Source organism: Rhodanobacter sp. MP7CTX1 (genome assembly GCF_014205795.1).
Taxonomy (GTDB): domain Bacteria; phylum Pseudomonadota; class Gammaproteobacteria; order Xanthomonadales; family Rhodanobacteraceae; genus Rhodanobacter.
The window spans coordinates 446597-471940 of sequence record NZ_JACHCN010000002.1 but is presented as its reverse complement, the minus strand read 5'-3'; the positions used below and the strand labels follow the sequence as shown (position 1 = coordinate 471940).

Here is a 25344-nt window from a genome sequence, read left to right as displayed (position 1 = left end):
GGGTCGGTGTACCGGGCGTGGCGGGAGGTGACCTGCCGCGGTCGGCAGTGCGGCACAATGGGCCGATGCCTGCCCATGAATCCCCCGCGCTGCGTGCGCTGATCGATGACCGTTATGGCGACCTCGTCGCCCGTTGCCGCGCCGCCGGAGTGCCGTTGCATGACGATGCCGGCGTCGCTGAACGAATCCGGCGCACCTTGCTGGCCAGCGATTTTGCGTTTGACGTATGGAGTCGACAGCCGCAGCTGCTGGCGCCGCACGGGCTGGAACGGTTGCGTTCCGGCAGCGATGCGAGTGCGCGCATCGACGCCCTCAAGCTGCCGGACGACGAAGCCGCCTGCATGGTGGCCTTGCGCCGTTTCCGCCACGCCGAAGCGTTGCGGCTGGTGTTTCGCGACGTCAACGGGCTGGATGAGCTGCCCGAAACACTGTCCGCCACCAGCGTCCTGTACGAGGCGTTGCTCGGTGTCTCGCTGGCTTGGTCCGAGCGCGCCCTCGCCGCGCGCTTCGGCCACAGCCGCGATCCGGATGGTGTCTTGCAGCGGCTGGTGGTGGTCGGTTTCGGCAAGCTCGGTGGCAGTGAGCTGAACTTTTCGTCCGACATCGACCTGGTGCTGGCCTACCCGCAGGGTGGCCAAAGCGACGGTGCGCGCCCACTCGACAACAGCGAGTATTTCATCCGGCTCGGGCGTCAGCTGGTGCGCCTGTTGAACGAACCGACCATGGATGGCATCTGCGCACGGGTCGATCTGCGCCTGCGCCCGTTCGGCAATGCCGGGCGCCTCGCACTGTCGTTCGCCGCGATGGAGCAGTACTACCAGAGCGAAGGCCGGGACTGGGAACGCTACGCCTGGATCAAGGCGCGTCCGGTCGCCGGTGACCGACATGCCGGCAAGCAATTGCAGGAGCTGCTGCGGCCGTTCGTCTATCGCAAGTATCTGGACTACACCGCGTTCGCCGGCCTACGCGAAATGAAGTCGTTGATCGATGCGGAAGTGGTGCGCAAGGATCTGGCCGACAACCTCAAGCTCGGCCCCGGTGGCATTCGCGAGATCGAATTCATCGTGCAGCTGACCCAACTGATTCGCGGAGGTCGCGAACCCAGCTTGCGCGTGCGCGGCCTGCTGCCGGCACTGACGGCGTGCGAAGCGCGCGGGCACATTGGCGCCTCGCGTGCTCGCATGTTGCGTGAGGCCTATGTGCTTTTGCGCCGGGTGGAAAACCGCGTGCAGATGCTGCGTGATGCGCAGACCCACGACATCCCCGACGATGCACTCAGTCGCGAGCGCATCGCACTGAGTCTGGAGTATCCCGACTGGGACACCCTCAATGCGGCCTTGGCCAAGCATCGCGCGATCGTCAGCGAAGAATTTGCCGCCGTGCTGATGCCGCAGGGCGGTCGCGCCGCCAGCGTGCCGGCTGCCGACATGGTGCTGTGGCAGCAGGCGTGCGCCGGCTCGCTGGATGCCGCTGTGCTGGAAGCCTCCGGCTTCGTTCCCGGCGCCGAACTGGCTGACGCCCTGCTGAAACTGCCGCAAGCCGCGCCGGTGCGTGCAATGTCGCCGCCTTCGCGCGAGCGGCTGGATCATCTGATGCCCCAGCTGTTCAGTGCCGCGCGCGCGAGTGCCGCGCCGGTGCCCTGCCTGCTGCGATTGTGTCGATTGATGCAGGCTGTGGCACGACGCTCGTCTTACCTGGCCTTGCTGGAAGAACAACCGGCTGCGCGCAAACGCCTCGCCCGTTTGTTCGGCGACAGCGCGTTTCTGGCCGAGAGAGTTATCGCGCAGCCACTGCTGCTGGACGACGTGCTCGATCCGCGCATCGATCAACTGCCGTTCAAGCGCGCCGACATCACCGCCGAAATCGCCCGTGTGCTGACCACCCTGGATGAGCGCGAGGCCGAAGCCGAGCTTGAGCGGATCAACGAATTCAAGGCATCCACTGCGTTCAGGCTGGGGCTTGCGTTCAACGATGGCCGTGCCGACGCCGTCGCGACCGCGCGCCGGCTCGGCGCACTGGCCGAGTCGGTGGTGGGCGCGGTATTGGCGCTGGCCGAACGCGAGTTGGTTGCACAGCATGGTCGGCTGCCGGGTGTGGGTTCGGGCTTCGCCGTGCTCGGCTATGGCAGCCTGGGTGGCGAGGAGCTCGGTTTCGCATCGGATCTGGATCTGGTGTTCGTCTACGATGGCCGGCGTGCGCACGCGATGAGCGACGGTGCCCGTCCGCTGGAAGGCGCACGCTGGTATCAGCGACTCGCCCAGCGCGTGATGAACTGGCTCACCGTGCTTACCCGCGCCGGCCGCCTGTACGAGGTCGATGCGCGGCTACGTCCGGATGGTTCCAAGGGCCTGCTGGTCAGCAGTCTCGATTCTTTTGCGGCGTATCAGAAGAGTCGCGCGTGGACGTGGGAGCACCAGGCACTGCTGCGCGCCCGTCCGGTGGCCGGAGATGCCGCACTCAATGCGGAACTGGCCGACGTGCGTCGCGAGATCCTTGCGGTGCCGCGCGAGCGTACCGCCGTATTGGCTGAAGTCGGCAACATGCGCCGGCGCTGGCGCGCGGAACGCGATCGTTCTAGTCCCACCCAGCTCGATCTCAAGCAGGGTCATGGCGCGTTGCTCGATATCGAGTTTGCGCTGCAGGGGTTGGTGCTGGCGAACGCGGCGCAATGGCCTGGTCTGCTCGGGGTTACCGCCAATGCCGGCCTGATCGAGGCTTGCCGCAGTGCCGGCTTGCTCGATGTTGATCAGGCTGCCTCTTTGACCGTGGCACACGCCAATCTGCTGCAGCGGGCACTCGCCTGCACCTTGGATTTGCGCTCACGGATCGCACCACGCGATGCGGAACTGGAGCAGCTGTGCGCGGGGGTTCGCGGGGCCACGGATGCACTGGGGTTTGCGTTCGGCTGATCCCGGGTTTCTTGTCAGGAGCCATCAGCTCAACAGAGGGCGTGCTTGTTGCGCCTGGATACGTTGCCGCAGTTCGGCGGCGATGGCTGCGGTTTCGCGCAGCGGCGCAACGGATGCCGGCGACTGGACGTCCAGATCATGCAGCAGGCCTGCGTCGCGTAACACGCGGTGGAAGCGGAAAATCTTCTCCGGCAGTGGCGCGCTGACGAAGGTATGCACTGGGCAGCCGACGGCGCACGCTTCGCTCAGCATGTTGACGGAGTCGGGGGTGACGACGAGCCGATCGGCCCAGCCGAGCACGCCGGGGTAGGGGTTGGGTCCGTCGCCGTGGTCGGCCCATATCAGGCCGGGGGTGGCCCCGAACGTTTCGCGCATGACCTCCATGACGGCGGGCGGCGTGCGACGCGAGGCGAGTATCAACAGGCTGCCGCCGTCACGGCGTTGACCCTCGAGCAACCGGTTGGCCAGCTGTTTCGCCACATGGGCATTCAGTGGAATGCCTTTGCGCGGGCCGCCGAGCAACACGCCGACGCGCGGTTGCGGCAAGTCGGCAAGGATGGGGCAGGACTCGCGGCCGTCCTGCAGCCAGGCGTCGTCAACCTCGTTGAGCGACCCGATCGGCTGCAGCACATTGGGCCCGCTCAGTCGGTCGTGACGTGGTGCGATCACGGTGTCCCAATGTGCAGGATCGATGCGCGGATTCAGGATTTGCACCGTGTAACAACCACCGTTGGAAAGCCCGCGCAGCTGACGGGTGAACAACGCCGCCGCGCGACCGCAGCCTACGGCCACCCTGGGCCACGGCGGAGCGAACAATTCACGTTGTGCGACGGTAAGCGCGAGAGGGCCGCCAAGGCTGAGCCGAGGTGCAAACCACGACCAGGGCGCACGCGGCTCGAGGATCAGATGACGCACCGGCAGGCCCAGCCGCTCGGCCAGGGCCAACGCCTGGCGCTGGTTGCCGGCGGCGCTGTCGGTAATCGCCCAGCACTCACCGTGCAGCTTCAGCATGATGGCGGGCGGTTCGCCATTGTTTCCCTGATTAACACAGTTCGTTCTCCGGGCCGTCGTCTGTTGGCATGCGCACACCTATTACACTTGCAGATTCAGGCGCCACTGTCGGCGCGTCAATGCAGCAGAGGATACCCATGAGCGAGTTGCTTTCCGAGGCCGGCCTTGATCAGTTGTTCCGCAACGCCCGCACCTTCAATGCATGGCTGCCAAAAGACGTCAGCGATGAACAGTTGCACGAGCTCTACGAACTGGCGAAGTTCGGCCCGACCAGTGCGAACGCTTCGCCGATGCGCGTGGTGTTCGTGAAGTCGCAAGAGGCGAAGGCGAAGCTTGCGCCGTTCATGTCGGAGAACAACCGGGCCAAGACGACGGCAGCGCCGGTGACCGCCATCATCGCCAGCGACCACGCGTTTTACGAGCACTTGCCGAAGCTGTTTCCGCACGCTGATGCGCGTAGCTGGTTTGTCGGCAATCAGTCGTTGATCGACATTACTGCGTTTCGCAATGCGACACTGCAAGGTGCCTATGTGCTGATGGCCGCGCGTGCTATCGGGCTCGATTGCGGTCCGATGTCCGGTTTCGACAATGCCGGCGTGGATGCGGCCTTCTTTGCCGGCACCCCGATCAAGTCGAATTTCCTGATCAATATCGGTTACGGCGATGCCAGCCGTGACCTGTTTGCGCGCGGCCCCCGGTTGGCGTTCGACGAAGCCTGCCGGATTGCATGAAGAAGTCAGCTTGAAAGAGATTGTTCGAAGCAACCCCGTATCCATCATTCCCAAGGAGGCACTCCCATGCGTGCACTGAAGTATCTCGCTCTTGCCGGACTGCTCGGCGCCGCCGTGTCGGTTCAGGCCGCCCCGGTGACCTACAAACTCGATCCCAGCCACACGAATGTGATCTTCGGCTGGAACCATCTCGGCTTCTCCAACCCGAGCGGTTTTGCCGCGCTGGGCGAGGGCACGCTGGTTTTCGACGAGAAGGATCCGGCGAAATCGTCGATCGACGTGACGTTGCCGATCACCGGTTTCGACACGCATGTCGCCAAGCTCAACGATGAATTCCAGACGGCGGAATTCTTCGACGCGGGCAAGTTCCCGGCAGCCACCTTCAAGAGCACCAGCGTGCAGTCGCTCGGTGGCGGCAATTTCAAGGTGACCGGTGACCTGACCGTGCACGGTGTGACCAAGCCGCTGGTGCTGAACGCGCATCTCAACAAGGTGGGCGTACACCCGATGGCCAAGGTGCAGGCGATTGCGTTCGATGCCACCGGTACGTTGAACCGTTCGGATTTCGGCGTGAAGGCCTATGTGCCGTACGTCAGTGACGAGATCAAGTTGCAGATCACCACGGAAGCCGAAGTCGCCAAATAAGGCGCGTAAGGCGCAGCATCGGTGACAAAAAAGAGGCCGCGCTGGCGACAGCGCGGCCTTTTCATGTGGCCGTTCGTCATGGACTGTTTCGCATCAGTTTTTTGTCACGCCCTGGTCCTTCATCGATTCCAGTTTGGCAAGGTCGACACTGCTGACCGCCTGCTTCAGCTGATCAATGCCGTCGGCCGTGCCGGTCGCCTTCACGGTGAAACGCTGGCCGACAATCACGCTGAATTCGCCACTCTTGGACTGGGTGTCCCAAGCCTCGTGGATCAGCCGGCCGGACTCGGTGTGGGTTTTCTCATAGCCGTGATCGGTCTGCTTTTCCTCTTCCGGCGCCATGGCGCTGGCCATCGCCACCAGCCCCTTGGCGCCACCGGTATCGGTGACTTCCAGCGTAATGTCGTGGCCGTTGCTGTCGCTGTATTGGGCCGTCGCATCGGCGACCTGCATGCCCATCGCGCCGCTGCGCTGGGCGGAGACGCTGGTGCGTTTCAAGTCACCAAGGCTGTCAGGCAGGAACCCTTTGACCTGATCCAGGGATAGCGGTTCGACACTGGTGCCGCCGGCGATCGCGCCTACCATCTTGCCCATCGCGAGCTGCTGGGCGGCAGCAGCGCTGGATGGCTGCGCGGCATTCAGCTGTTTGCTGGCCGCACTCATGGCGGCTAGTTTGGCGAGCGTGCCGTTGCCATCGACAACGACGCTCTCACCGTTGCTGCCGGTAATGTGCATGCCACCCATGGCGGCGCCCGTAAGCACGGCGGTGCCGATCACGCTGGCGATAATCAGGTAAAGGATCCAGCTGAGCACGATCGCAATGATCACGGTGACGGCGGTATAGCCGCCGGCCTTGTCCGGCGGGCACTTCATGGTTTCCGGCAGGCCCAGGTACAGCAGGTAGATGCCGTAGATTGCGCCGGCGATGGCGATCAGCCAGCCCAGCCAGGGCAAGATCACGGCGATACCGGCGACCCAGCCCGCGGTCCATGAATAAGCAACGGTCTTCAACGCCTGTACCTGATCTTTCTGTCCGCCAAACGTGGGTGCCAGCGCGTTGATGATCAGCGCCAGCAGATAAACCACGACCAGGGCCAACACGTATTGCACCACCACGGCCACGATGCCCATGCCGATCGGCATGCGCACGGTGATGCCGAATGCGCCGGTGCCGATCAGGCTGTTCTTGATGAAGTGGGCAATGACTGGCAGCACGGCAACGATCGCGATGTAGCCGGTATAGAGGCCGCGTACCGTGTCCGGCTCGGCCGCGACGACCGGCCACTCGGTCTTTGGTGTTGTCAGGATCGCCTTGACGCGTTCGATGATTTTTCCGAAATCCATGGTCTGCTCCTACGGTGGACCTGGCGCAGGACGCCCGGTCGAGGATTGACATGTCTCTTTCGTGATTTCCCCACGCTGCCAGCCTGCTGGATACCGCGCTCGCTGCGCTCCCGCTTTCCCTTGCACCCCCGGCGGAAGGCCTCAGCCTGCTACCATTTGCGGCCTGATGTCCAGTCTGGAGTTCGACCATGTCGCGTCCCCTTTCCGCGGCGCTGCCGCTGGTGCCGGCAAATGCCGAAAATCGTTACGAAGTGACGCGCGCCGACCTGCCATTGTCCTGCCCGATGCCCGGGATGGAGCTGTGGAATTCGCACCCGAAGGTCTATCTGCCGATCGTCGATGACGGCGGCGAGTCAACCTGCGCCTACTGTGGCGCCCATTACGTGCTGCGGGACTGACCATCTGTCGTCATGCGAGCGGTAGGCGGCACGATTTCTGCTTGTATATGGTTGAATGAAAACCGCCAGTCCAGAGCTCATGTCCAGCATCGCCGTTCCCACCAAGCTGCTGACCGTGGTCCAGCTGATCCCCGCGCTGCGTTCGGGCGGTGCGGAGCGCTCGGCGCTGGAAATCGCCCGTGCGCTGGTGCAGGCAGGCCATCGCTCGGTGGTGATCTCGGCCGGCGGGCGACTGGTCGACCAATTGAAGGCCGAGGGTAGCGAGCATGTGACGCTCGACATCGGCAGCAAGTCGTTGCGCACGTTGACCAAATTCGGTGCCTTGCGCCGGGTCCTGCGCGAGCTCAAGCCCGACATCGTGCATGCCCGCTCACGCTTGCCGGCCTGGCTGGGCTGGTGGGCGCTGAAGGGGATGGCACGTCGGCCGCATTTCATCACCACCGTGCACGGTCTCAATTCGCCGGGGCGCTACAGCGCCATCCTGCTGCGTGGCGAGCGGGTGATTGCCGTCTCGCAGACGATGCGCGACTACGTGCTGAGCCACTATCGCTGGCTGGAGCCGGCCAGGGTACGAGTGATTCCGCGCGGGATCGATCCGGCCGCGTTCCCGTACGGCCACCGACCGGACGATGCGTGGCAGAAGGCATTTTTTGCCGAGTATCCGGAGTTGACCGGTGGCCCGTTGCTGACCTTGCCCGGGCGCGGCACGCGCCTGAAAGGTCATCACGATGCGATCGAGTTGCTGGCCGATCTCAAACGTCGCGGTGTCGAGGCGCGTCTGCTGCTGCTGGGCGTGGTCGAGCCAGGCCGCGAGGCTTACCTGGAGGAGCTGCGCGAGCTGATCCGCCTGCGTGGGGTGACCTCGCAGGTCGTACTGACGCCGCCACGCGCCGATATCCACGACATCTATGCGGTGTCGACGCTGGTGCTGCAATTGTCCAACCAGCCCGAATCGTTTGGCCGCACCGTGATCGAGGCGTTGTCGCTATGCCGGCCGGTGCTTGGCTATGCCCATGGCGGCGTCGGCGAACTGCTTGCCGAGCTGTACCCCGCCGGCCGCGTGCCACCAGGCGACCGCGAACGGCTGGTCGAGCGCGCCGCGGAGTTGCTGCGGGTGGCTCCGCCGATTTCGCCGTTGCAGAGTTACCGATTGATTGACATGCAGCAGGCGACGCTGGCGCTGTACGAAGAAGTGACTGCCTGAGCGCCTGCCAGAGTTCGCCCGCTGTAGCGCAAGAAGCGAGGCCTCCCGTGGGAGCGACTTCACTCGCGATAGCCCCATCCAGCCCCTCTCGAGCCAGATCGTCTCAAGGCAACGGCTCGACGCAGGTTGCTCCGTCGGGCTTTCGCGCACGGGGTGCGCTCCTACACAATGTGCGGTCGCCTCCTCTCAGGTCCATGCATGACTTCTTTTGGCACTTCGCTCAAGGCCGCACTGCGTTCGCCGCTGTTGCCGTTCTGGCTGGTGATCGCGTTGCTGCCACTCGGGCGCAGCTCCGAGCTGGGCACGTTCCTGTGCCTGATCGGCGTGATCCTGCTGTTTGCCCGACAACCACAGGCACTGCAGGAGCACCCCGGCGCGCGTTTGCTGCTGTGGTTGCTGGCCGCCTATGTCGGCGCGGCTCTGCTGTCGGCGTTCGGCTCGATCGCACCGGGTAAAAGCTGGGGCACGGTGGTCGCGCTACTGCGCTATGTGCCGCTGGGCCTGTACGCGTGCTTTGCGATTCGCCGCGACAGCAAGCTGCAGGCGCTGTATGTGGCCGTGGCACTGGTACTGGCGCTGTGGACGGCGGACGCGTGGTTGCAGATGCTGACCGGCTGGAGCCTGGGCGGCCATGCTCACGCCGAGTACCTCTCTGGCATCTTTGGCGCTGATCTCAAGCTGGGGCCGACCTTGGCCGTGTTGTCGCCGTTTGCACTGTGGGCAGCGCGGCGGCGTTGGGGCTTGCCGGGTTTGCTGCTCGCGTTCGTGCTGATGCTGGGGCCGGTGTTGCTGGCAGGCTCGCGTGCGGCGTGGTTGTGTTACGCGCTGGTGGCGTTGGGATTCATGTGGCGCGAGGCGAAATCGCCGCTGCGCTTTGCCGGATTCTGCGCGATCGGTGCGGTGCTGATGGTGCTCGCCGGTGGGATCGCCTGGGAAACCTCCGGGCGCTTCCAGCAACGGATGGATCGCACCCTGCTGGCCTTGCACGGGACCAGTCAGTCCCTCGATACCGCACTCACCGGTCGTCTGGACATCTGGCACGCGAGCGTCGAGATGTTCGCGTCACACCCGATCACCGGTGTCGGCGTGCGCGGCTTCCGTTATGCGTATCCACATTTCGCGCCGGCGAACGACCACTTCCTGGTCGCCGAGTCTTGTGGTGAGGGTGAGGGTGCCTGTCACCCCCATCAGCTGGTACTGGAAATCCTCACCGAAACCGGAACGATCGGCTTGTTGTTATGGCTTGTCGCAACGGCACTGGCAGTGAGGGCCTGGCGCAGTGTGGGGGCCGCCGCACGGACGCGGGCATTTCCGGTAACGATTGCGCTGGCGGTAATGATCTTTCCATTGAATAGCCATCTGGCCTTCTATTCGGCTTGGTGGGGTCTGCTGTTCGGCTGGCTGTTGGGCCTTTGGTGCGCGGCGCTCTACGTCGGACCATCGGAAGATTCATCGGGAGCTACAAATGGCGCGTGAATTACTTTCGGTGGTGGTGATCACCTATAACAACGCCGCCACATTGGATGCCTGCCTGCGCGAGGTTAGCTGGGCCGATGAGATCGTGGTGTTGGATTCCGGCTCAACCGACGACACCGTGGCGATCGCCAAGCGCTATGGGGCACGCGTCGCCGTGCATCCATTTGACGACTTCGGTTTGCAGAAGCAGCGCGCCTACGATCTCGCCGCTCACGATTGGATACTCAATCTGGATGCTGATGAAACTTTGTCGCCAGGGACGCGTGAGGTGATCGAGAACGCGTTGGTGGCGCCTCGCTATGCGGGATACCGATTGCCCCGACGAGAATGGCTGTTCTGGACCGTGCAGCACCGTTGGGGAAGGCGCAACGCGCTGCTGCGGTTGTTCGACAGGCGCCGTGGCCGCATGAACAACGTCGAAGTGCATGCGGCAGTCGAAGTGCGCGGCCCGGTCAGGACGCTGCATCGCGCCGACTTCATCAATCATGGTGATGTGGACATCGCCACCCGAATGGAGAAGATCAATCGGTATACCAGCGCCATGGTGGCGCACAAGTTGCGCAAGCGGCAAGGCTTCACCGGGCTACGCATGGTGTTCTACCCGCCGCTGTTCTTTCTGCGCCAATACATCGGCAAACGCTATTTCCTGAACGGCTGGGCCGGCTTCATCGCCAGTGCCACCGGCGCGTTCTATGCCTTTCTGAAGTACGCCAAGCTGCACGAGGCACGTCGCCGGAAAACACCCTGATCTTGATGCGCACGATCGTGATTCGCGGAAAAATCGCGAGGCGGATCGCGGGTCGGTGGCGTATTCCGGCTCTTCGGTTATCAACACCGGCGGCGTAACATTGCCGCTTTGCCTCGCGGTAAGCCGATGATTTCCGAAACGCAAAAGCAGGCAGCGCCTCCGGGCGTGCGCCTGGAAGGCAGCACCGATGCCTTGCCGCTGTCGCCCTCGCTGGGTGTGACGCTGGATGCGGCGCGCATGCCGCGACGCTCCACCCTGGTGGATCGTCGCGTGTTGCTCATCACGGTGGTGGCGGTGCTGCTGGGTGTTGCGGCTGCCTTCATCGCGCGGCTGCTCACGGCGTTGATCGGGCTGGTGACGAATCTGGCATTCTACGGACGCTTGTCGACGACGTTCAGCTCGCCGGCCGATAACCATCTGGGGCTCTGGGTGATTGTGGTGCCGGTGGTCGGCGGCCTGATCGTGGGTGCGATGGCACGCTGGGGTTCGCGCGCGATCCGTGGTCACGGCATTCCCGAAGCGATGGAGCAGGTGCTGCTCAACGAGTCGAAGATTCCGCCGCGGATCACGTTCCTGAAGCCGATTTCCTCGGCGATCGCCATCGGCACCGGTGGCCCGTTCGGCGCGGAAGGCCCAATTATCGCCACCGGCGGCGCGCTTGGCTCGTTTGTTGGTCAGATGCTGCATGTGACTGGCGCGGAGCGCAAAGTGCTGCTGGCGGCCGGCGCGGCGGCGGGCATGGCGGCGGTGTTCGGTTCACCCGTCGCTGCCGTGGTACTGGCGATCGAGCTGTTGTTGTTTGAGCTGCGTCCGCGCTCGTTGATTCCGGTGGCGCTGGCGACAGTGGCAGCGACCGGCGTGCGCTATGCGACCGTGGGTTCGGCGCCGGTATTCGCGATGCCGATGCTGGCCACGCCTGGCGGCCTGGCGCTGCTTTCCTACGTGGTCATCGGTGCATTGCTCGGCTTGATCAGCGTCGGCGTGACGCGCATCGTCTACGGCATCGAGGATGTGTTCGAGAAGCTGCCGATCCACTGGATGTGGTGGCCGGCGATCGGCGGTGTCGCGGTGGGCGCGATCGGCTATGTCGCGCCGCTCACACTGGGCGTGGGCTACAGCAATATCGAGAACATCGTCACCGGCCAGCTCACGCTGCAGGCGCTCGCGTTCCTGTGCGTGATGAAATTCCTGTCGTGGTCGATTGCGCTGGGTAGCGGCACGTCCGGCGGTACGTTGGCGCCGCTGTTCACCATTGGTGGTGCGCTCGGTGCGTTGATCGGCATGGGCATCGCCATGCTGGCGCCGCAGTTCGGCATCGACCCTCGGATTGCCGCCCTGGTCGGTATGGCGGCGATCTTTGCCGGTTCCGCGCGTGCGCTGCTCACGGCGGTGGTGTTTGCGTTCGAGACCACCGGGCAGCCTGCCGGTCTGTTGCCCTTGCTCGGCGGTTGCACAGCGGCGTATCTGATTTCCGCGCTGCTGATGCGCAATACCATCATGACCGAGAAGATCGTCCGGCGCGGCGTGCGCGTGCCGGCCGAGTACGCAGCCGACTATCTGGACCAGGTAGTGGTGCGCGATGCCTGCACTCGCACCGTGGTGACACTGCGGACCACGCAGACGCTGGCCGAGGTGCGCCGCTGGTTCAACGAGGGTCTGCCCGACATGCAGCACCAGGGTTATCCGGTGATCGACGATGAGGGGCACGTGCGTGGTGTGCTGACTCGCCGCACGCTGCTGGATCCGCAATGGTCGTACACGCTGACTTTGGGCGAGCTCATGTTGCGTGAGCCGATCGTGGTGAAGGAAAGCCATTCGCTGCGCGAGGCGGCCGATCACATGGTGGCGCAGAACGTGGGCCGCCTGATCGTGGTGGGTGATGAGGCACCGCACGTGCTGGTCGGCATTCTTACCCGCGGCGATATCCTCGCCGCGCACGGCCAGCGTCTGCAGGAGGCGCGCCAGGCCGGCCGCTATCTGCATTTCAGCAAGGGACGCGTCAGGAAGCGTCCGCTCGGCACCTGATCGTTACGTGCGGCGGTAGGTTGGGGTGAGCGGAGCGATGCCCAACAAGACCCTCAGCCATCCCGCAAAGACGTTGGGCTTCGCTCCGCTCACCCCACCTACGCCAACGTGATTACATCTCGTGGTCGCCGATCAACACCACATCCGCTGGGCGCCGCGCGAACAGGCCCACCGTAACGATGCCCGGCACCTGGTTGAGATCGCTTTCCAGCGCCGCCGGGTCGGTAATCTGCCAGCCGTGCACGTCGATGATCCAGTTGCCGTTGTCGGTGATCACGCCGTCGCGCCACACCGGCTGGCCGCCACGCTTGACGATCTCGCGGCCGATCAGGCTGCGGGCCATCGGGATCACCTCGATCGGCACCGGAAACTTGCCGAGCAGCTCGACCCGCTTGCTGGAATCGATGATGCAGACGAACTTCTGACTGGCCGCGGCGACGATCTTCTCGCGGGTCAGCGCAGCGCCGCCGCCCTTGATCAGACGCTTGTGCGGATCGCACTCGTCGGCACCGTCGATGTAGATCGTCAGCGGGCCGGCGGCGTTGAGGTCGAGGACCGGAATGCCGAGCTTCTTCAGCTGCGCGGTGGATTGCTCCGAGCTGGATACGGCACCCTGGATGCGGTCCTTCAGATCAGCCAGCGCGTCGATGAAGAATGCCACGGTGGAGCCGGTGCCGACGCCGACAATGGCGCCGTCTTCGACGTAGCGGATCGCGGCCTCACCGGCCTGGCGTTTTTCGTTGACGCTGTTCATGCGGATTCCGTGTTGAATGGATGTCGCATTATGGCGGTGGCTCGGGTTCTGGGCGAGCACTGAAGCGCAGCCCGGCGGTCGATCAACTTCTGGGCGAGCACCCGCCCCTCACCCCAACCCTCTCCCCAAAGGGGAGAGGCGGTAATTTGAGGTGTTTATTCCAGACCGAGGATGTACTGCCAGTCCGCAGCAGCTACCGGCATGACCGATAGTCGGTTGCCCTTGCGCAGCAAAGGCATCTCGGCCAGAGCGGCGTCGCCCTTGAGTTCGTCCAGGCTGATCGTGCGCTTCAGCTTCTTGACGAACTTCACGTCGACCAGCATCCAGCGCGGCTGATCGCGCGAGCTGCCGGGGTCGAAATATTTGCTGTCATGGTCGAACTGACTGGGATCCGGATAGGCATCCGTGGCGACTTCGGCGATGCCAACGATGCCGGGTGTGGCGCAGTTGGAGTGGTAGAAGAAAACCTGATCGCCCGGGCGCATGTCGTCACGCATGAAGTTGCGCGCCTGGTAGTTGCGCACGCCGTCCCATGCTTCGCGGCGCTTGCGCTTGAGGTCGTCGATCGAGAACGCCTCGGGTTCGGATTTCATCAGCCAGTAATTGACGGTCGCGGATTTGGCGAGGTCGGTTTTTTTGGAGCCAGTCATGCATTCGCCTCGTAGCCAGGATCATTCGCGTTGCAATCGATCAACTCACGATCGGTGGCAATGAAGTCGAGCGCGACGTCCCACTTTGCGGCCTCGATCTGCGGCAGTTCCTGGAATGCGTAGGCGATGCCGACCAACAGCGGTTCGGTCGGGCGCACCTGATCCTTGAGGAAAGCGAAGCTGCGGTCGTAGTAACCGCCGCCGTGCCCGAGTCGATGGCCGCGACGATCGAAACCGAGCAGCGGCACCAGCACCAGGTCGAGCTGGAACGGCTCGAACAGTTCGGTCGGCTCGACCGGCTCGGGGATGCCGTACCGATTCGGTTGCACATCGTCGCCGGATTGCCATGGCGCGAATTGCAGTCGCTGACACTTGCCGATAACCGGCAACAGGAACTGCTGGCCACGTGCGGCCAGCGGCGGGATCACCAGATTCAACGGAAGCTCGCCGTGACTGGCCCAGTAACCCGCAACGCGGCTGTCGGTAAGGTATTCGGGCAGCTGCTCCAGGCTGCGGCGCAGGCCTTGTGCAGCGGCCATGCGTTCGGGCGGGGTCAGTGCGCGGCGGCGCTCGGCCAGACTCTGGCGAAGCTCGCGTCGTTCGGCGGTGGCGTCCACGTGTCGCGCGTCTCCCATCGAAAGCGCGCCCGGCGGACGTCGCTGCGAGCGACCGATCCCGGCTACCGTCAGATGACGGCAGCCGGCCCGGAAATGAAGTGGCGTAAACCGCGATGCCGCTGCACACCGAACGACCTTGATCCAAGATGGATCAGGTGGGAGAGCTACATGGCCTCAAGGCTTTCCGCACGTGGCGGACATGCACAACAGCCGATGTGAAGCCGACCCGGGGCCGTATTTAGGAACAAGGCAAATGTAAGAGTGTGCTGGCGAACATCGCAGAAGACGCCGAGATCCATTTTAGGCGCTTGCCCCGAAATGTGCCACTGGGGATGGACTGCTCAGGTTCATCGGCAACGTGTTTGTATCGGGTGTTCAGCGCTTGCAGTGTGCCTACGCTTGGAGTAATACCGACAGGATTCAGCGCTTCAGCAAATCGCTATCGAGCGCGGCATCCAGCTTGCTACGCAATGCTGCGAGACCGTCGCTCAGACGTCGTTCCTGGCCATCGTGCTGCTTGCGCAGTGCAAGGAATTCATGCGTGACGCTGATGGCAGTCAGCACCGCCAGCCGTTCGAAGCTGGGCGCCTTCGCGTTTGCGCGCAGTTCGCGCATCTTGCGGTCGAGGAAGCCGGCTGCTTCAAGCAGACCGGCGCGTTCTTCCGGCGCGCAGGCGATCAGGAATTCGCGGTCGATCAGTCGCAGCGCGACCGGTTCACTGACAGGTGTATTCATCAACCGTTGCTCTCAAGCGATTTGAGTCGTTGGATCATCGCCTCGACCCGGCTGCGTGCCTGCTCGTTGCGCGCCAGCAGGCCGGCCCGTTCACCGGATAGTTGCTCCTGGCTCTGGCGTAGGCTGCGGTTTTCTTCGGTGAGCCGGCGCACGGTATCGAGCAGCCGGTCAAGCTGCTGCGCCAACGCGGCCAGCTCTTGATGGACATGGTCGGACTGGATGGGATCGGGCACGCTCATGCGAGAAACTATAGCAGGACGTTGGCGGAAGTCAGCGCTGTCGCAGCCAGTAACCGATGCCCCTCCCGACATCTGCACTAAACTGGCGGCTATTCCTTGCTGGAGCACCGCCATGACGGCTAACGGGCTTATGGGCCATGACGATATCGATGCGCTGATCATGCGCTTGCGACTGGGCACCGAAGCCAGCGAACTGCACGGTTCGCTGTGCGGCTACCTGGCCGGTGGCGGCTCCTTGCGGGGCACGTCGGTGCTGGCCGCATTGCAACTCGACGGGGAAGCCACCAACCCGACACCGGATGATCAGGCGCAGCTAGAGCGCCTGGCCAAACAATGCGAAACCGAACTGGCCGACCCTGAACTCGGGTTTGAGCCGTTGCTGCCGGAAGATGACCGTCCGTTGACCGAGCGGGCCGAGGCGATGGTTGACTGGTGCCGTGGATTTCTTGGCGGCTTCGGACTCGCCGGCACGTCGGCGCATGCGCAGTTGTCGGACGAGGCGCAGGAGATCCTGCGCGACCTGGGCACGATCGCCGGATCGTCCTTTGACTTCGGCAGTGAAACGGAAGACGAGGACGCCTTGATCGAAGTGCAGGAGTTCGTGCGGGTCGGCGCGATGTTGTTGCACACCGAATGCACCGCGCACGGGAAGCCCGCCAGCGGCAGCCTGCATTGATTCCGACGGCACCGGCGTTGGCGGCGTTGGCGATCTCACGAGAGGAGTTCGCGCGGCGGCGCCATCAGCTGATGCAAATGGCCGGCGAAGATGCCGTGCTGCTGGTCGCAGCGGCGACCGAGCGCATGCGCAATGCCGATGCGGCATGGCCGTACCGGCAGGATTCGGATTTTCACTATCTGGGCGGCTTTCCCGAGCCTGATGCGGTACTGGCGCTGCTGCCCGGTCGCCGGCATGGTGAGGTCGTGTTGTTTTGCCGCGAGCGCGATCCCGCGCGTGAACGCTGGCATGGCCAGTCGATTGGCACCGAGCGAGCGGTGGCCGAGTACGGCATGGACGACGCGTTTCCGATCGAGGACATCGACGACATCCTGCCCGGCATGATCGAAGGTCGTGGCCGTGTATATTGCCACTTCGGCCGCGAGCCGGAGTTCGATGCACAACTGCTTGGCTGGATGCGTCGCTTGCGTCAGCTGCGTGGCGGCGGCGTGGTACCGAAGGAATTCGTCGCGCTCGGCCATCTGCTGCACGACTTGCGGCTGTACAAGTCGCGCGCCGAGCTGAAGCTGATGCGGGCATCAGCCGCGATTGCGGTCGAGGCGCACCTTGCGGCACTGCAGGTGGCGACCCCGGGACGTCACGAGTATGAGGTCGAAGCGGAATTGCTGCGGGTGATCCGCGGCCGCGGCGCGGTGCCGGCGTTTCCGCCGATCATCGCCGGCGGCGCGAACGCCTGCGTGATGCACTACCAGGCCAATCGCGCGCCGCTCAACACAGGCGACCTGTTGCTTATCGATGCCGGTGCAGAACTTGATTGCTATGCGTCCGACATCAGCCGCACGTTTCCGCTCAACGGCCGTTATAGTCGCGAGCAGCGCGCGCTATACGAAGTGGTGCTGGCTGCACAGCTGGCCGCGATCGACGAGGTGCGCCCCGGTCAGCCATTCAATGCTGCCCATCTGGCAGCCGTACGGGTGCTCGCCGAAGGTCTATGCCAGCTCGGCCTGCTCAAGGGCGATGCCGATGCGGCGATTGCCGATGGCAGCTATCAACGTTTCTTTCCGGCCAAGACCGGCCATTGGCTGGGCCTGGATGTGCACGATGTCGGCGACTACCGCCTTGATGGCGAATCGCGCCTGCTGGAGCCGGACATGGTGCTGACGGTGGAGCCGGGCCTGTATGTGGCGCCGGACGATCGAACGGTGGCAGAGCGCTGGCGCGGTATCGGCATCCGCATTGAGGATGACGTGGTGGTCACCCGCGACGGCAACGAGGTGCTCACTGCTGCGGTACCCAGAGACGCCGATGAAATCGAGGCGCTGCTGGCCGCACGCTAGTCCCCCTGGGTCAGCTCAATTCATCCGGCAGCTGTGAATCAGCGCGGCGGAGATTCGCCTCGTCGGTGGCGTGCACCTCGTACCACATCGCATTCAGGATGGCGAAGGCGCAGGCCAGACCCAGCCCCAGAATCCATGAGAAATACCACATGCCGGCTTACCTCGTGTCGGTGTAGAAGCGGTTGCAAGAAAACCAAAGAGCGCCGAGTACATTGTTGTAGGAGCGCACCCTGTGCCCGATGCTCTTGGCGATCCTGCGAAAGGCATCGCGCACAGGGTGTGCTCCTACAGAAAAATTAATAGCCGCCGTGCGCCTTGCGTATCTGTTCCAGCGTGACTCGTCCGCGCATCACCCGGTAGACCCAGCTGGTGTAGAGGATGATGATCGGCAGCAGCACGGCGGTAACCACCAGCATCGTCTGCAACGTGCCACGACTTGAGGAAGCGTCCCACACAGTGAGGCTGGAACGAGGGTCGAGGCTGGACGGCAGCAGGAATGGAAACAGGGCGAAACCGGCCGACGCGATCGTGCTGCCCACCATCAGGCTGCTGGCGATAAAGGCGGAGACGCTGCGTCGGCTGATCAACAGTTGCACACCGACCGCGGAAACCAGTGCGAGCAATGGTGCGGCCCAGAACCACGGGTATTGCATGTAGCTGGCAAACCAGCTGCCGCCCTGAGCCACCTGCTTGTACAACGGATTGGAAACACCATCCATCACCACCGGCCCGGCCACCGCATAACCGGGAATGCCGTAGGCCACCCAGACACCGGCCAGCACATAGAGCGCGGCGTAAATCAGCGTCATCCAGCGGGCGACTTTCACTGCGCGCACGGCAATCGTGTGGTCGGCCTTCAGCGCAGCCCAGCAGGCGCCATGCGCCAGCAGCATGCTCAGCGACACCAGCCCGGTCAACAGCGCGAACGGATGCAGCAGTTCGAAGAAGCCGCCATGCCAGCTCATGCGCAGGTCATCGTCAAACTGAAACGGTACCCCGAGGAACAGGTTGCCGAACGCGACGCCGGACACCAGCATCACCACCAGCCCGGAGCCGGTGAGCACCCAGTCCCACAACGAAGCCCAGCGCGGGTCATGGATCTTGCCGCGGAAATTGAAGCCGACTGGGCGCAGGATGAAGGCAAGCAAGACCAGTGCGATCGCAAAATACATGCCGGAAAAAGATACCGCATAGAGCATCGGCCATGCCGCGAACGTGGCGCCACCGGCAAGGATGAACCACACCTGGTTGCCCTCCCAGGTGGGCTCGATGCCTTCCAGCAGCACCAGACGTTCCTCATTGTCGCGACCCAGGACCTTGAGCAGCCCGGCGACTCCGAAATCGAAGCCGTCCATGATGGCGAAGCCGATCAGCAGCGTGCCGAGCAGGGCCCACCAGATCACCCGCAGCGTGGTGTAGTCGAGCATGGTGAGATCCTCAATGACCGGCTGTGGTGGATGGGTCGATGGACGGCCAAATGCCCAGGCCATCGGGTCCCTTGCGCGTGAACTTGAGCATCAGAGTCACGTCGACGATGGCCAGCGCGGTGTAAAACAACATGAAGCCGCCGAGTGACGTCAGCACCTGGCCGGCACTCACCGACGACACGCCCAGTGCGGTGGGCAAGACACCTTCGATCGCCCAAGGCTGGCGTCCGTATTCGGCAACGATCCAGCCCAGTTCAATGGCCAGCCACGGCAGCGGCAGACTCCATAGCGCGAGTCGCAGATACCAGCGCTGGCTGTCCAGCTGGCGCGTGCTGGCCTTCCAGAACGACAGCGCGAACAGTGCGATGAAGTAGAAGCCGCAGCCGACCATGATGCGGAATGCCCAGAACAGTACGGGCACATTCGGGATGGTGCTGTCGGCTGCTTTCTGGATATCCGCCGGCGTAGCCTGACGTGGATCATCGACATAGCGTTTGAGCAGGAGTGCGTAGCCCAGGTCGGCGTCGTGGGCAGCGAGTGTCGCCTTGGCCTGCGCGTTGTTCTTGTCCTGGCGCAACGCAAGCATCGCGTCGTACGCCGCGATGCCCTGGACGATGCGCCCCTTGGCGACGCCCACCAGTTCATCGATGCCCGGTATCTTCTCGTCCAGCGAGTGGGTGCCGATCAATCCCATCACCCAGGGAATGCGGACTGCACCCAGGGTCGTGCGATCCTTTATGTCGGGAATGCCGACCAGCGTGAACGACGCCGGCGCGGGTTCGGTATGCCACATCGCTTCGATCGAAGCCATTTTCATCTTCTGGTTCAGCGAAACGGCGTAGCCCGATGCATCGCCAAGCACCACCACGGACAACGCCGCGGCCAATCCGAAACTCGCCGCCACGGTCATCGAGCGTTTCGCGAAATCGATATTGCGCCCGCGCAACAGGTACCAGGCGCTGATCGACAGCACGAACATCGAGCCCATCACGTAGCCCGCGCTCACCGTGTGCACGAACTTGTCCTGTGCGACCGGGTTGAACAGCACCTCGGAGAACGAGGTCACTTCCATGCGCATGGTCTGCGGGTTGAACGCGGCACCGACCGGGTGCTGCATCCACGCGTTCGCAATCAGGATCCACAGTGCCGACAGACTGGTGGCCAGTGCGAGAAACCATGTCACCAGCAGATGTTTGATTCGCGAGATGCGATCCCAGCCCATGAAAAACACGCCAACCAGCGTCGCTTCGAGGAAGAACGCCATCAAGCCTTCGATCGCCAGCGGCGCGCCGAAAATGTCGCCGACATAATGCGAGTAGTACGCCCAGTTCATGCCGAACTGGAACTCCATGGTCACACCGGTGGCTACGCCCATCGCGAAGTTGATGCCGAACAGCACGCCCCAGAACTGCACCATTCGCTTCCATACTTCGCGCCCGGTCATCACATAGACGCTCTCCATGATCGCCAGGATCCACACGAGTCCCAGCGTCAGTGGCACGAACAGAAAGTGGTAAAGCGCGGTCAGCGCAAATTGCAGGCGTGACAGCGTGACGACATCGGCATCGATGATCATGGGTGACCTGCGGGTGGCGTTTGGGATGTGGGTGCCAGCAGATGTGCGATCGCCTGCGGGCTGGTATCGGGTTTCGGCTGTGGCGCGAACAGCAACCACCAGATCAGCATCAGCAGCACGATCTTGAGCGCGATGACGCCGAATAATTCAAGCGTCAGTCTGCGCAGCGGTCGGCGCGGCGTGCTGGCCATTTCTGTCGGAGGTTGGGTGACCGCGGAGCTGGGCATACGGCGGATCCTTGCGGTAGCTGTTCGCAAGCATACGCCGCCCAGGTGTTGTGTGAGTGTGGAGGAACGTCACAGTGGCGGATCGCCGCAGCTACGCCGCGGCGGTGGCTTGGCGCCAAAGCAGGCAGCAGCGATTCCGCCGCCTTTGCGACAACCGGCTTAGGCCAGCCCGAACGCATCCCGCGTAAGGTTCTCCGGTGCACCGTCGGTGCATACCACGTCGTCCTCAATGCGGATGCCACCGTATTGACGGAAGTGATCGACCCTGGCCCAGTCGACCTCGCCCGCCTGCGGCTTCGCTTTCAGCTCTTCCAGCAGCATGTCGATGAAGTACAGGCCGGGCTCGATCGTCACCACCATGCCCGGTTCCAGCGCGCGCGTCATGCGTAGATAGGGATGGCCGGCCGGGCGTGCGATGGTGCCGCCGCATTCGCTCTGCTGGAAGCCAGCGACGTCGTGCACCTGCAGGCCGATAGGATGGCCAAGTCCGTGCGGGAAGAACACGGCAGTCACGCCGGACGCCACGGCACTCTCTTCGCTCATCCGGATGAAGCCATGTTCGCGCAGCACGCCCGCGAGCACGTGATGGGCATGGATATGCAGATCGGGGTAACTCTGCCCCGCGCGCACCTTGCTGACGAAACCTTGCTGGGCAGCGTCGACGCTGTCGATCAGTGCCTGGAATTCGCCGCCATTCGCAGCGGCGTAGGTGCGCGTGATGTCGCTGGCGTAACCGGCCGCGCTGGCACCGGCATCGATCAGGAACGAGCGGCCATGCGTCGGTGGCTTGCGGTCGAAGTTGGTGTAGTGCAGCACCGCGCAGTGTTCGTTCAAGCCCACGATATTCGCGTACGGCAACTCGGCATCGGTTTGTCCGGCGGCGGCGAGATAGGCCTGCTGGATGGCCAGCTCGCTGGCGCCGGCGTGGAACGCCTGTGCGGCGGCGCGATGCGCGCGAGTGCCGATGCGGCTGGCTTCGCGCATCAGCTCCAGCTCGTACGGTGTCTTGTAGCTGCGATACCAGTGCAGGTAGTCGAGCACCGCAGCCGGGTTGTTCGCTTCGACACCTTCCTGTGTGGGGCAGGCGGCAGCGATCACCGCGCGGTTGCCGGCGGGCAGTTGCGCCACCGCCTCGGCGGCGTTGCGCACGATCACGATGTCGAAATGTTCGACCCAGTAACCCTGCGGCGCCTGTGGCACTACGTGCCAGTAGTCGCGCGGCTGCAGGAAGATCAGCTTCGGCTTGCTGCCAGGCGTGTAGGCGATCCAGCTGCCCGGCGCATCGGTCAGCGGCAGCCAGTGCTTGAAGTGCGGACTGACCACGAACGGATAGTCCTGATCATCCAGAAACTTGCGCAGCGGCGTGCCGGCGGCAATCAGCAGGTGCTCGAAACCGCCCAGCGCGAGTGCGTTGTCCGCGCGTTTTAGCAGGGTGGAAAAGTGCTGTGGATAGAGCGAAGCGAGTGATTGGTGCATGAGGATTCCTGCGGGGCGGGGCGCCGAATCGTGCAGCACGCTGCGGTGGATTCGACAACGCGAGCAATGGGAACGATCTGTAGGAGCGCACCCTGTGCGCGATGCATCTTCGGCGCGCCGTCGTTATGGCGTCATCGCTCCGTAGGCTTCGCGCACAGGGTGCGCTCCTACCACCCGCGGTCAGGCAATTATGAAGAGGCGCTCAGGCCTGCGCCAGCCAGCTGTCGAGTCGGGCTGCGTCGGCATCGCTGATTGCCACGATCCGGTAACCGGCCCAGATCTGTCCGGGACTGGCGGCGGGCTCATGCCATTGTTCCTGGATGCCCACCTCGATCGGTTGCGACTGGGTCAGCAGGCGGCCCGACGACGGCAGGGGCAGGCTTACCTGGTAGAGCGCTTCGCTGCGTGGCTCGTTCGCACTGATCAACAGCATGCCGGTGCTGGAAAGGTTGCCCAGGTGCCCCATCGGCTGACCGCTGATCACATCGGTCACGATCGCGGTGAAGGTAGCGCGCTTGCGCTCGGCGCGACGCTGATTGCTGGCTTTGTCGGGCGGGTTCATCGGCGATCGGATTCCTGTGGGGTCGGACGCGGCGCGGCCACCGGCTGACGCAGGTTGCCGGTCAGGCTGCGCCAGGCGCGATCGAGCAGACTCTCGCGCTGCGTGGGCATTTCACACGCGCGGCCGCTGGCGATCTCCTGGGCCAGCTGCATCAGATTCATTTCCTCGCCGCGCTGGCCGCGTCGACTGACCAGCAGGCAGCGGCCGGACATCGGCGAATACCAGGCCAGCTTGCGCTGAACAAGTAGCCCGGTGGTCGGATCGACAAATTCGAACCAGCTGCCAAACGGCAACTCGCGCAAATGCTGCTCGATGCGCCGTGCGCGAGGGCTGGCGACTGGCGTTCGCGACGGCGATGGTGCGGATGCCGACGGAGATGCAGGGGCAGATGCCGGCGTAGAAGTAGGTGCAGCAGTAGGTGCCGCAGAGGTAGGTTTAGGGACAGTTGCAGAAGCAGAGGCAGGTGCAGGTGCAGAAGCAGAAGCAGGCGCAGAAGCAGGTGCAGAAGCAGAAGCAGGCGCAGAGGCAGAAGCAGAGGCAGAAGCAGGTGCAGAGGCAGATGCAGATGCAGATGCAGATGCAGGTGCAGGTGCAGGTGCAGGTGCAGATGCAGGTGCAGGTGCAGGTGCAGCGACCGGCTCCTGGCCCGCGTGCTCGCCCAATCGCTGGTGCTGTTTCAGGCGTAGCGCGAGATCGGTGGCGCTCGGCAGCACTACTGATGGATCGGGATTTTCCGAGCCAAGCAGCCGCTGCGCGACCTGTACCGATTCCTCGGCATGCATGCCGATCTGCTGCAGGCCGTTTTCTACGTCCACTTGCAACTGCAGACGGTCGGCTACCGGCAACCGGCCGAGCAACTGATCAGTGATGGCCAGCTGCGCCCTGAAGTCATCGCTGTCCTCGCCATGACGCAGCAAGGTCAACGCCAACACATCCGACCAGGCCCGATCGAGCAGGGCGCGCAGCAGGCCACGCGGCGGTGATTGCGCAAAGCGCTCAGCCATCAGTTCGCTGGCTCGCCGACGCGCCTGATCCAGCCGCTCACGACCCTGTGCGGCCTCCACGTGACGGCGCTCGGCGGCTTGCGCCTTACGTGTGAGCAGTGCCAGATGATGTTCGATATCGGCCAGCAGGCTCGTATACAGGCCGGTACTTGGCGGTTCCTTGCTGGCGCGCGCGACCAGTTGTTCGAGCTTGATCGCCAAGGGGCGATTGATCTCGTCGTCGCTGCCATCGAGCCAGTCGTTGGCGGCCCCGGTGACAGTGTCCAGCAGCTTTCGCGCCGGATGCTCGGGCTTCTCGAAGAATCCATGGTCGGCGATCGCCATGCGCAAGACAGGCAGCTGCAGGTCGCCGAGCAAGGCGCGTGCACTGCCACTCTGCTGCAGTTGCTGGCCGAGCTGCTCGAACAGCATCGCGACCAGCTCCACGGTGTCGCCCTGTACATCGCTCAGCTGGGTGCGCGGTGCGCCACTGGGGTTGCCGATATTGAGCTGCGTCAGCAGCTCTTCGCGCAACCGCTGGGCGCTGCGCAGCTCGCGGCTGGCATGATCGGTGACCTGTGCCAGATGGTCTTGCAGTGCGCTCAGCGCGGCCTGCAGTTCATCGGGGCTGGCGGCACGCCCGGCTGGCTGACCGCTGACCATGCCCTGATCGGCACGTCGCTGCGCCAACAGGTCGCGAAGCGATTCCAGCACCTGGATGGGGGCGTCTGGTGGCGCACCGGCCGAACTGGCGTGGCGCGCTGGTTCCGCCGCCGTCGCGGCGGCGGCAGCTACTTCGGCTGCCGTGGCAACGTGTGGCCGATTGCTGACATGGCGCGGCACCGGAATGCTGCGCAGCTGCGGCAGGATCCCGTCGGCCTGCAATTGCGCGTTGATGGTGTCGTAGATCGGGGCCAGCGCCTGGATCAGCCAGTGGTCGAAACTTTGCAGCAGGAGCAGATAGTGCTCCAGCGGCAGATCCAGTGCGCTGCTGGCCTGGTGAAACGCCTGCGCCAGGGCATGCGGTCCCAGCGGCAACGATTCGGCCTCCAGTGGCGGTGCTCCCACCAGCACGGCGAGCCGGTAACCCAGTTCGTATAGCGCGTTGCTGTGACGCACTTCGCCACGCGTGCCCAGCTGGCTCAAGGCTATCGTCAGCTCTTGTTTTACGGGATCGAGCAACTCCAGCGATTGCCATGCCTTGGCCTCGGCCGGTGCCTCTGATCTGGCGGTAGCGGTGTCGATGTTGTTGAACGCGGCGCCGACCTGGGCGATGAATTGCTGCTCCAGCACGGTGCGATCCTGCAGCACGCGTTGCCGGCTGGCGAAGCAATCCTGCTGCTCGGTGTGCCGGTGCGTGCGCTCGGCCAGGGTAAATAGTTCACGCTCGAACTCGCTCAGGCATCGCCGTAACGGTTCGTGCAGGCCTTCCGCGCATAGGGTAAAGCTCGCCTCAAGCAATTGCTGCGCGCGTGCAGGCCAGCGTCCGCTGCTGAGGCGCGCGGCCTGATGCGACGCAAGCGAACGACGTCGATCCTGTCCGACATCCATGAACGAACCCTGTTGATCCCCTGGAGGCTTGAGTTTATGCCGG

The 25344-nt window shown here is 63.9% G+C and carries 24 protein-coding genes and 1 other RNA gene; 10 read left to right on the top strand and 15 right to left on the bottom strand.

What is annotated here, in order from left to right; all coding sequences use genetic code 11:
• The first annotated feature begins 65 nt into the window (after positions 1-65).
• A complete protein-coding gene (glnE, locus tag HDE77_RS04685) occupies positions 66-2909 on the top strand; it encodes a bifunctional [glutamate--ammonia ligase]-adenylyl-L-tyrosine phosphorylase/[glutamate--ammonia-ligase] adenylyltransferase (protein WP_184415986.1) in 2844 nt (947 codons plus the stop codon).
• Positions 2910-2933: 24 nt separating this feature from the next.
• On the opposite strand, the gene HDE77_RS04680 is transcribed toward glnE, so the two are convergent.
• Positions 2934-3920, bottom strand: coding sequence for a mitochondrial fission ELM1 family protein (locus HDE77_RS04680; RefSeq protein ID WP_184415985.1), 987 nt, complete (start codon positions 3918-3920; stop codon positions 2934-2936).
• Positions 3921-4057: 137 nt separating this feature from the next.
• Between HDE77_RS04680 and HDE77_RS04675 the strand changes: the two genes are divergently transcribed.
• Positions 4058-4651 carry a malonic semialdehyde reductase gene (locus HDE77_RS04675; RefSeq protein WP_184415984.1) on the top strand — a complete coding sequence of 198 codons (594 nt, stop codon included), beginning with the start codon at positions 4058-4060 and terminating at the stop codon, positions 4649-4651.
• 66 nt (positions 4652-4717) lie between these two features.
• Positions 4718-5296: a YceI family protein gene (locus tag HDE77_RS04670; RefSeq protein ID WP_184415983.1), complete on the top strand. Its 579-nt coding sequence runs from the start codon at positions 4718-4720 to the stop codon at positions 5294-5296.
• A gap of 93 nt (positions 5297-5389) precedes the next feature.
• Here HDE77_RS04670 and HDE77_RS04665 read toward each other — a convergent pair whose 3' ends face one another.
• Complete coding sequence (locus tag HDE77_RS04665) at positions 5390-6640, bottom strand: Yip1 family protein (protein WP_184415982.1); 1251 nt, start codon at positions 6638-6640, stop codon at positions 5390-5392.
• A 188-nt stretch (positions 6641-6828) separates the two neighbouring features.
• On the opposite strand from HDE77_RS04665, the gene HDE77_RS04660 reads away from it, so the two are divergent.
• The 5 genes from HDE77_RS04660 (at position 6829) to HDE77_RS04640 (ending at position 12491) form a co-directional block, all read left to right on the top strand.
• Positions 6829-7038, top strand: coding sequence for a zinc-finger domain-containing protein (locus HDE77_RS04660; protein ID WP_184415981.1), 210 nt, complete (start codon positions 6829-6831; stop codon positions 7036-7038).
• A gap of 79 nt (positions 7039-7117) precedes the next feature.
• The gene (locus tag HDE77_RS04655) at positions 7118-8242 is read left to right on the top strand and encodes a glycosyltransferase (protein WP_184415980.1); all 1125 of its coding nucleotides are present in this window, start codon (positions 7118-7120) and stop codon (positions 8240-8242) included.
• Positions 8243-8440: 198 nt separating this feature from the next.
• The gene (locus tag HDE77_RS04650) at positions 8441-9718 is read left to right on the top strand and encodes an O-antigen ligase family protein (RefSeq protein WP_184415979.1); all 1278 of its coding nucleotides are present in this window, start codon (positions 8441-8443) and stop codon (positions 9716-9718) included.
• Complete coding sequence (locus tag HDE77_RS04645) at positions 9708-10466, top strand: glycosyltransferase family 2 protein (protein WP_184415978.1); 759 nt, start codon at positions 9708-9710, stop codon at positions 10464-10466. Before HDE77_RS04650 ends, HDE77_RS04645 begins: the two co-directional genes overlap by 11 nt.
• 126 nt (positions 10467-10592) lie before the next feature.
• A complete protein-coding gene (locus tag HDE77_RS04640) occupies positions 10593-12491 on the top strand; it encodes a chloride channel protein (RefSeq protein ID WP_255482535.1) in 1899 nt (632 codons plus the stop codon).
• Between the two features lie 112 nt (positions 12492-12603).
• Here the strand turns inward: HDE77_RS04640 and rpiA are convergent, their stop codons facing one another.
• The 6 genes from rpiA to HDE77_RS04610 all read right to left on the bottom strand — a co-directional run bounded on the left by rpiA (position 12604) and on the right by HDE77_RS04610 (position 15486).
• On the bottom strand, positions 12604-13245 hold the full coding sequence (gene rpiA, locus HDE77_RS04635; protein ID WP_184416032.1) for a ribose-5-phosphate isomerase RpiA: 642 nt from the start codon (positions 13243-13245) through the stop codon (positions 12604-12606).
• 155 nt (positions 13246-13400) lie between these two features.
• Positions 13401-13895: an EVE domain-containing protein gene (locus HDE77_RS04630; protein WP_184415977.1), complete on the bottom strand. Its 495-nt coding sequence runs from the start codon at positions 13893-13895 to the stop codon at positions 13401-13403.
• Positions 13892-14512, bottom strand: coding sequence for a 5-formyltetrahydrofolate cyclo-ligase (locus tag HDE77_RS04625; protein WP_184416031.1), 621 nt, complete (start codon positions 14510-14512; stop codon positions 13892-13894). The genes HDE77_RS04630 and HDE77_RS04625 overlap by 4 nt, the downstream gene beginning before the upstream one ends.
• 101 nt (positions 14513-14613) lie before the next feature.
• A non-coding RNA gene (ssrS, locus tag HDE77_RS04620) (6S RNA) lies at positions 14614-14800 on the bottom strand.
• A 132-nt stretch (positions 14801-14932) separates the two neighbouring features.
• Positions 14933-15247: a cell division protein ZapA gene (zapA, locus tag HDE77_RS04615; RefSeq protein WP_184415976.1), complete on the bottom strand. Its 315-nt coding sequence runs from the start codon at positions 15245-15247 to the stop codon at positions 14933-14935.
• Positions 15247-15486 carry a TIGR02449 family protein gene (locus HDE77_RS04610; RefSeq protein ID WP_184415975.1) on the bottom strand — a complete coding sequence of 80 codons (240 nt, stop codon included), beginning with the start codon at positions 15484-15486 and terminating at the stop codon, positions 15247-15249. Before HDE77_RS04610 ends, zapA begins: the two co-directional genes overlap by 1 nt.
• A gap of 112 nt (positions 15487-15598) precedes the next feature.
• Here HDE77_RS04610 and HDE77_RS04605 point away from each other — a divergent pair, with 112 nt between their 5' ends.
• Both HDE77_RS04605 and HDE77_RS04600 read left to right on the top strand, forming a co-directional pair.
• Positions 15599-16162, top strand: a complete 564-nt coding sequence (locus HDE77_RS04605) for a UPF0149 family protein (protein ID WP_184415974.1) — start codon at positions 15599-15601, stop codon at positions 16160-16162.
• Positions 16159-17499, top strand: coding sequence for an aminopeptidase P N-terminal domain-containing protein (locus HDE77_RS04600; protein WP_255482534.1), 1341 nt, complete (start codon positions 16159-16161; stop codon positions 17497-17499). Before HDE77_RS04605 ends, HDE77_RS04600 begins: the two co-directional genes overlap by 4 nt.
• Before the next feature lie 10 nt (positions 17500-17509).
• Here HDE77_RS04600 and cydX read toward each other — a convergent pair whose 3' ends face one another.
• From cydX to HDE77_RS04565, 7 genes are all read right to left on the bottom strand, one after another.
• Positions 17510-17650, bottom strand: a complete 141-nt coding sequence (gene cydX / locus HDE77_RS04595) for a cytochrome bd-I oxidase subunit CydX (RefSeq protein ID WP_184415972.1) — start codon at positions 17648-17650, stop codon at positions 17510-17512.
• A gap of 145 nt (positions 17651-17795) precedes the next feature.
• Positions 17796-18926, bottom strand: coding sequence for a cytochrome d ubiquinol oxidase subunit II (gene cydB, locus HDE77_RS04590; RefSeq protein ID WP_184415971.1), 1131 nt, complete (start codon positions 18924-18926; stop codon positions 17796-17798).
• 10 nt (positions 18927-18936) lie between these two features.
• On the bottom strand, positions 18937-20502 hold the full coding sequence (locus tag HDE77_RS04585) for a cytochrome ubiquinol oxidase subunit I (protein WP_184415970.1): 1566 nt from the start codon (positions 20500-20502) through the stop codon (positions 18937-18939).
• Positions 20499-20729: a cytochrome oxidase putative small subunit CydP gene (cydP, locus tag HDE77_RS04580; RefSeq protein WP_184415969.1), complete on the bottom strand. Its 231-nt coding sequence runs from the start codon at positions 20727-20729 to the stop codon at positions 20499-20501. Before cydP ends, HDE77_RS04585 begins: the two co-directional genes overlap by 4 nt.
• 159 nt (positions 20730-20888) lie before the next feature.
• Entirely contained in the window at positions 20889-22205 is a 1317-nt protein-coding gene (gene pepQ / locus HDE77_RS04575; RefSeq protein ID WP_184415968.1) for a Xaa-Pro dipeptidase, read from the bottom strand.
• Positions 22206-22407: 202 nt separating this feature from the next.
• Positions 22408-22767: a PilZ domain-containing protein gene (locus tag HDE77_RS04570; protein WP_184415967.1), complete on the bottom strand. Its 360-nt coding sequence runs from the start codon at positions 22765-22767 to the stop codon at positions 22408-22410.
• Positions 22764-25301 (bottom strand): DUF1631 family protein, encoded by a 2538-nt coding sequence (locus tag HDE77_RS04565; protein ID WP_184415966.1) that lies wholly within the window; start codon positions 25299-25301, stop codon positions 22764-22766. The genes HDE77_RS04570 and HDE77_RS04565 overlap by 4 nt, the downstream gene beginning before the upstream one ends.
• Positions 25302-25344: the final 43 nt, after the last annotated feature.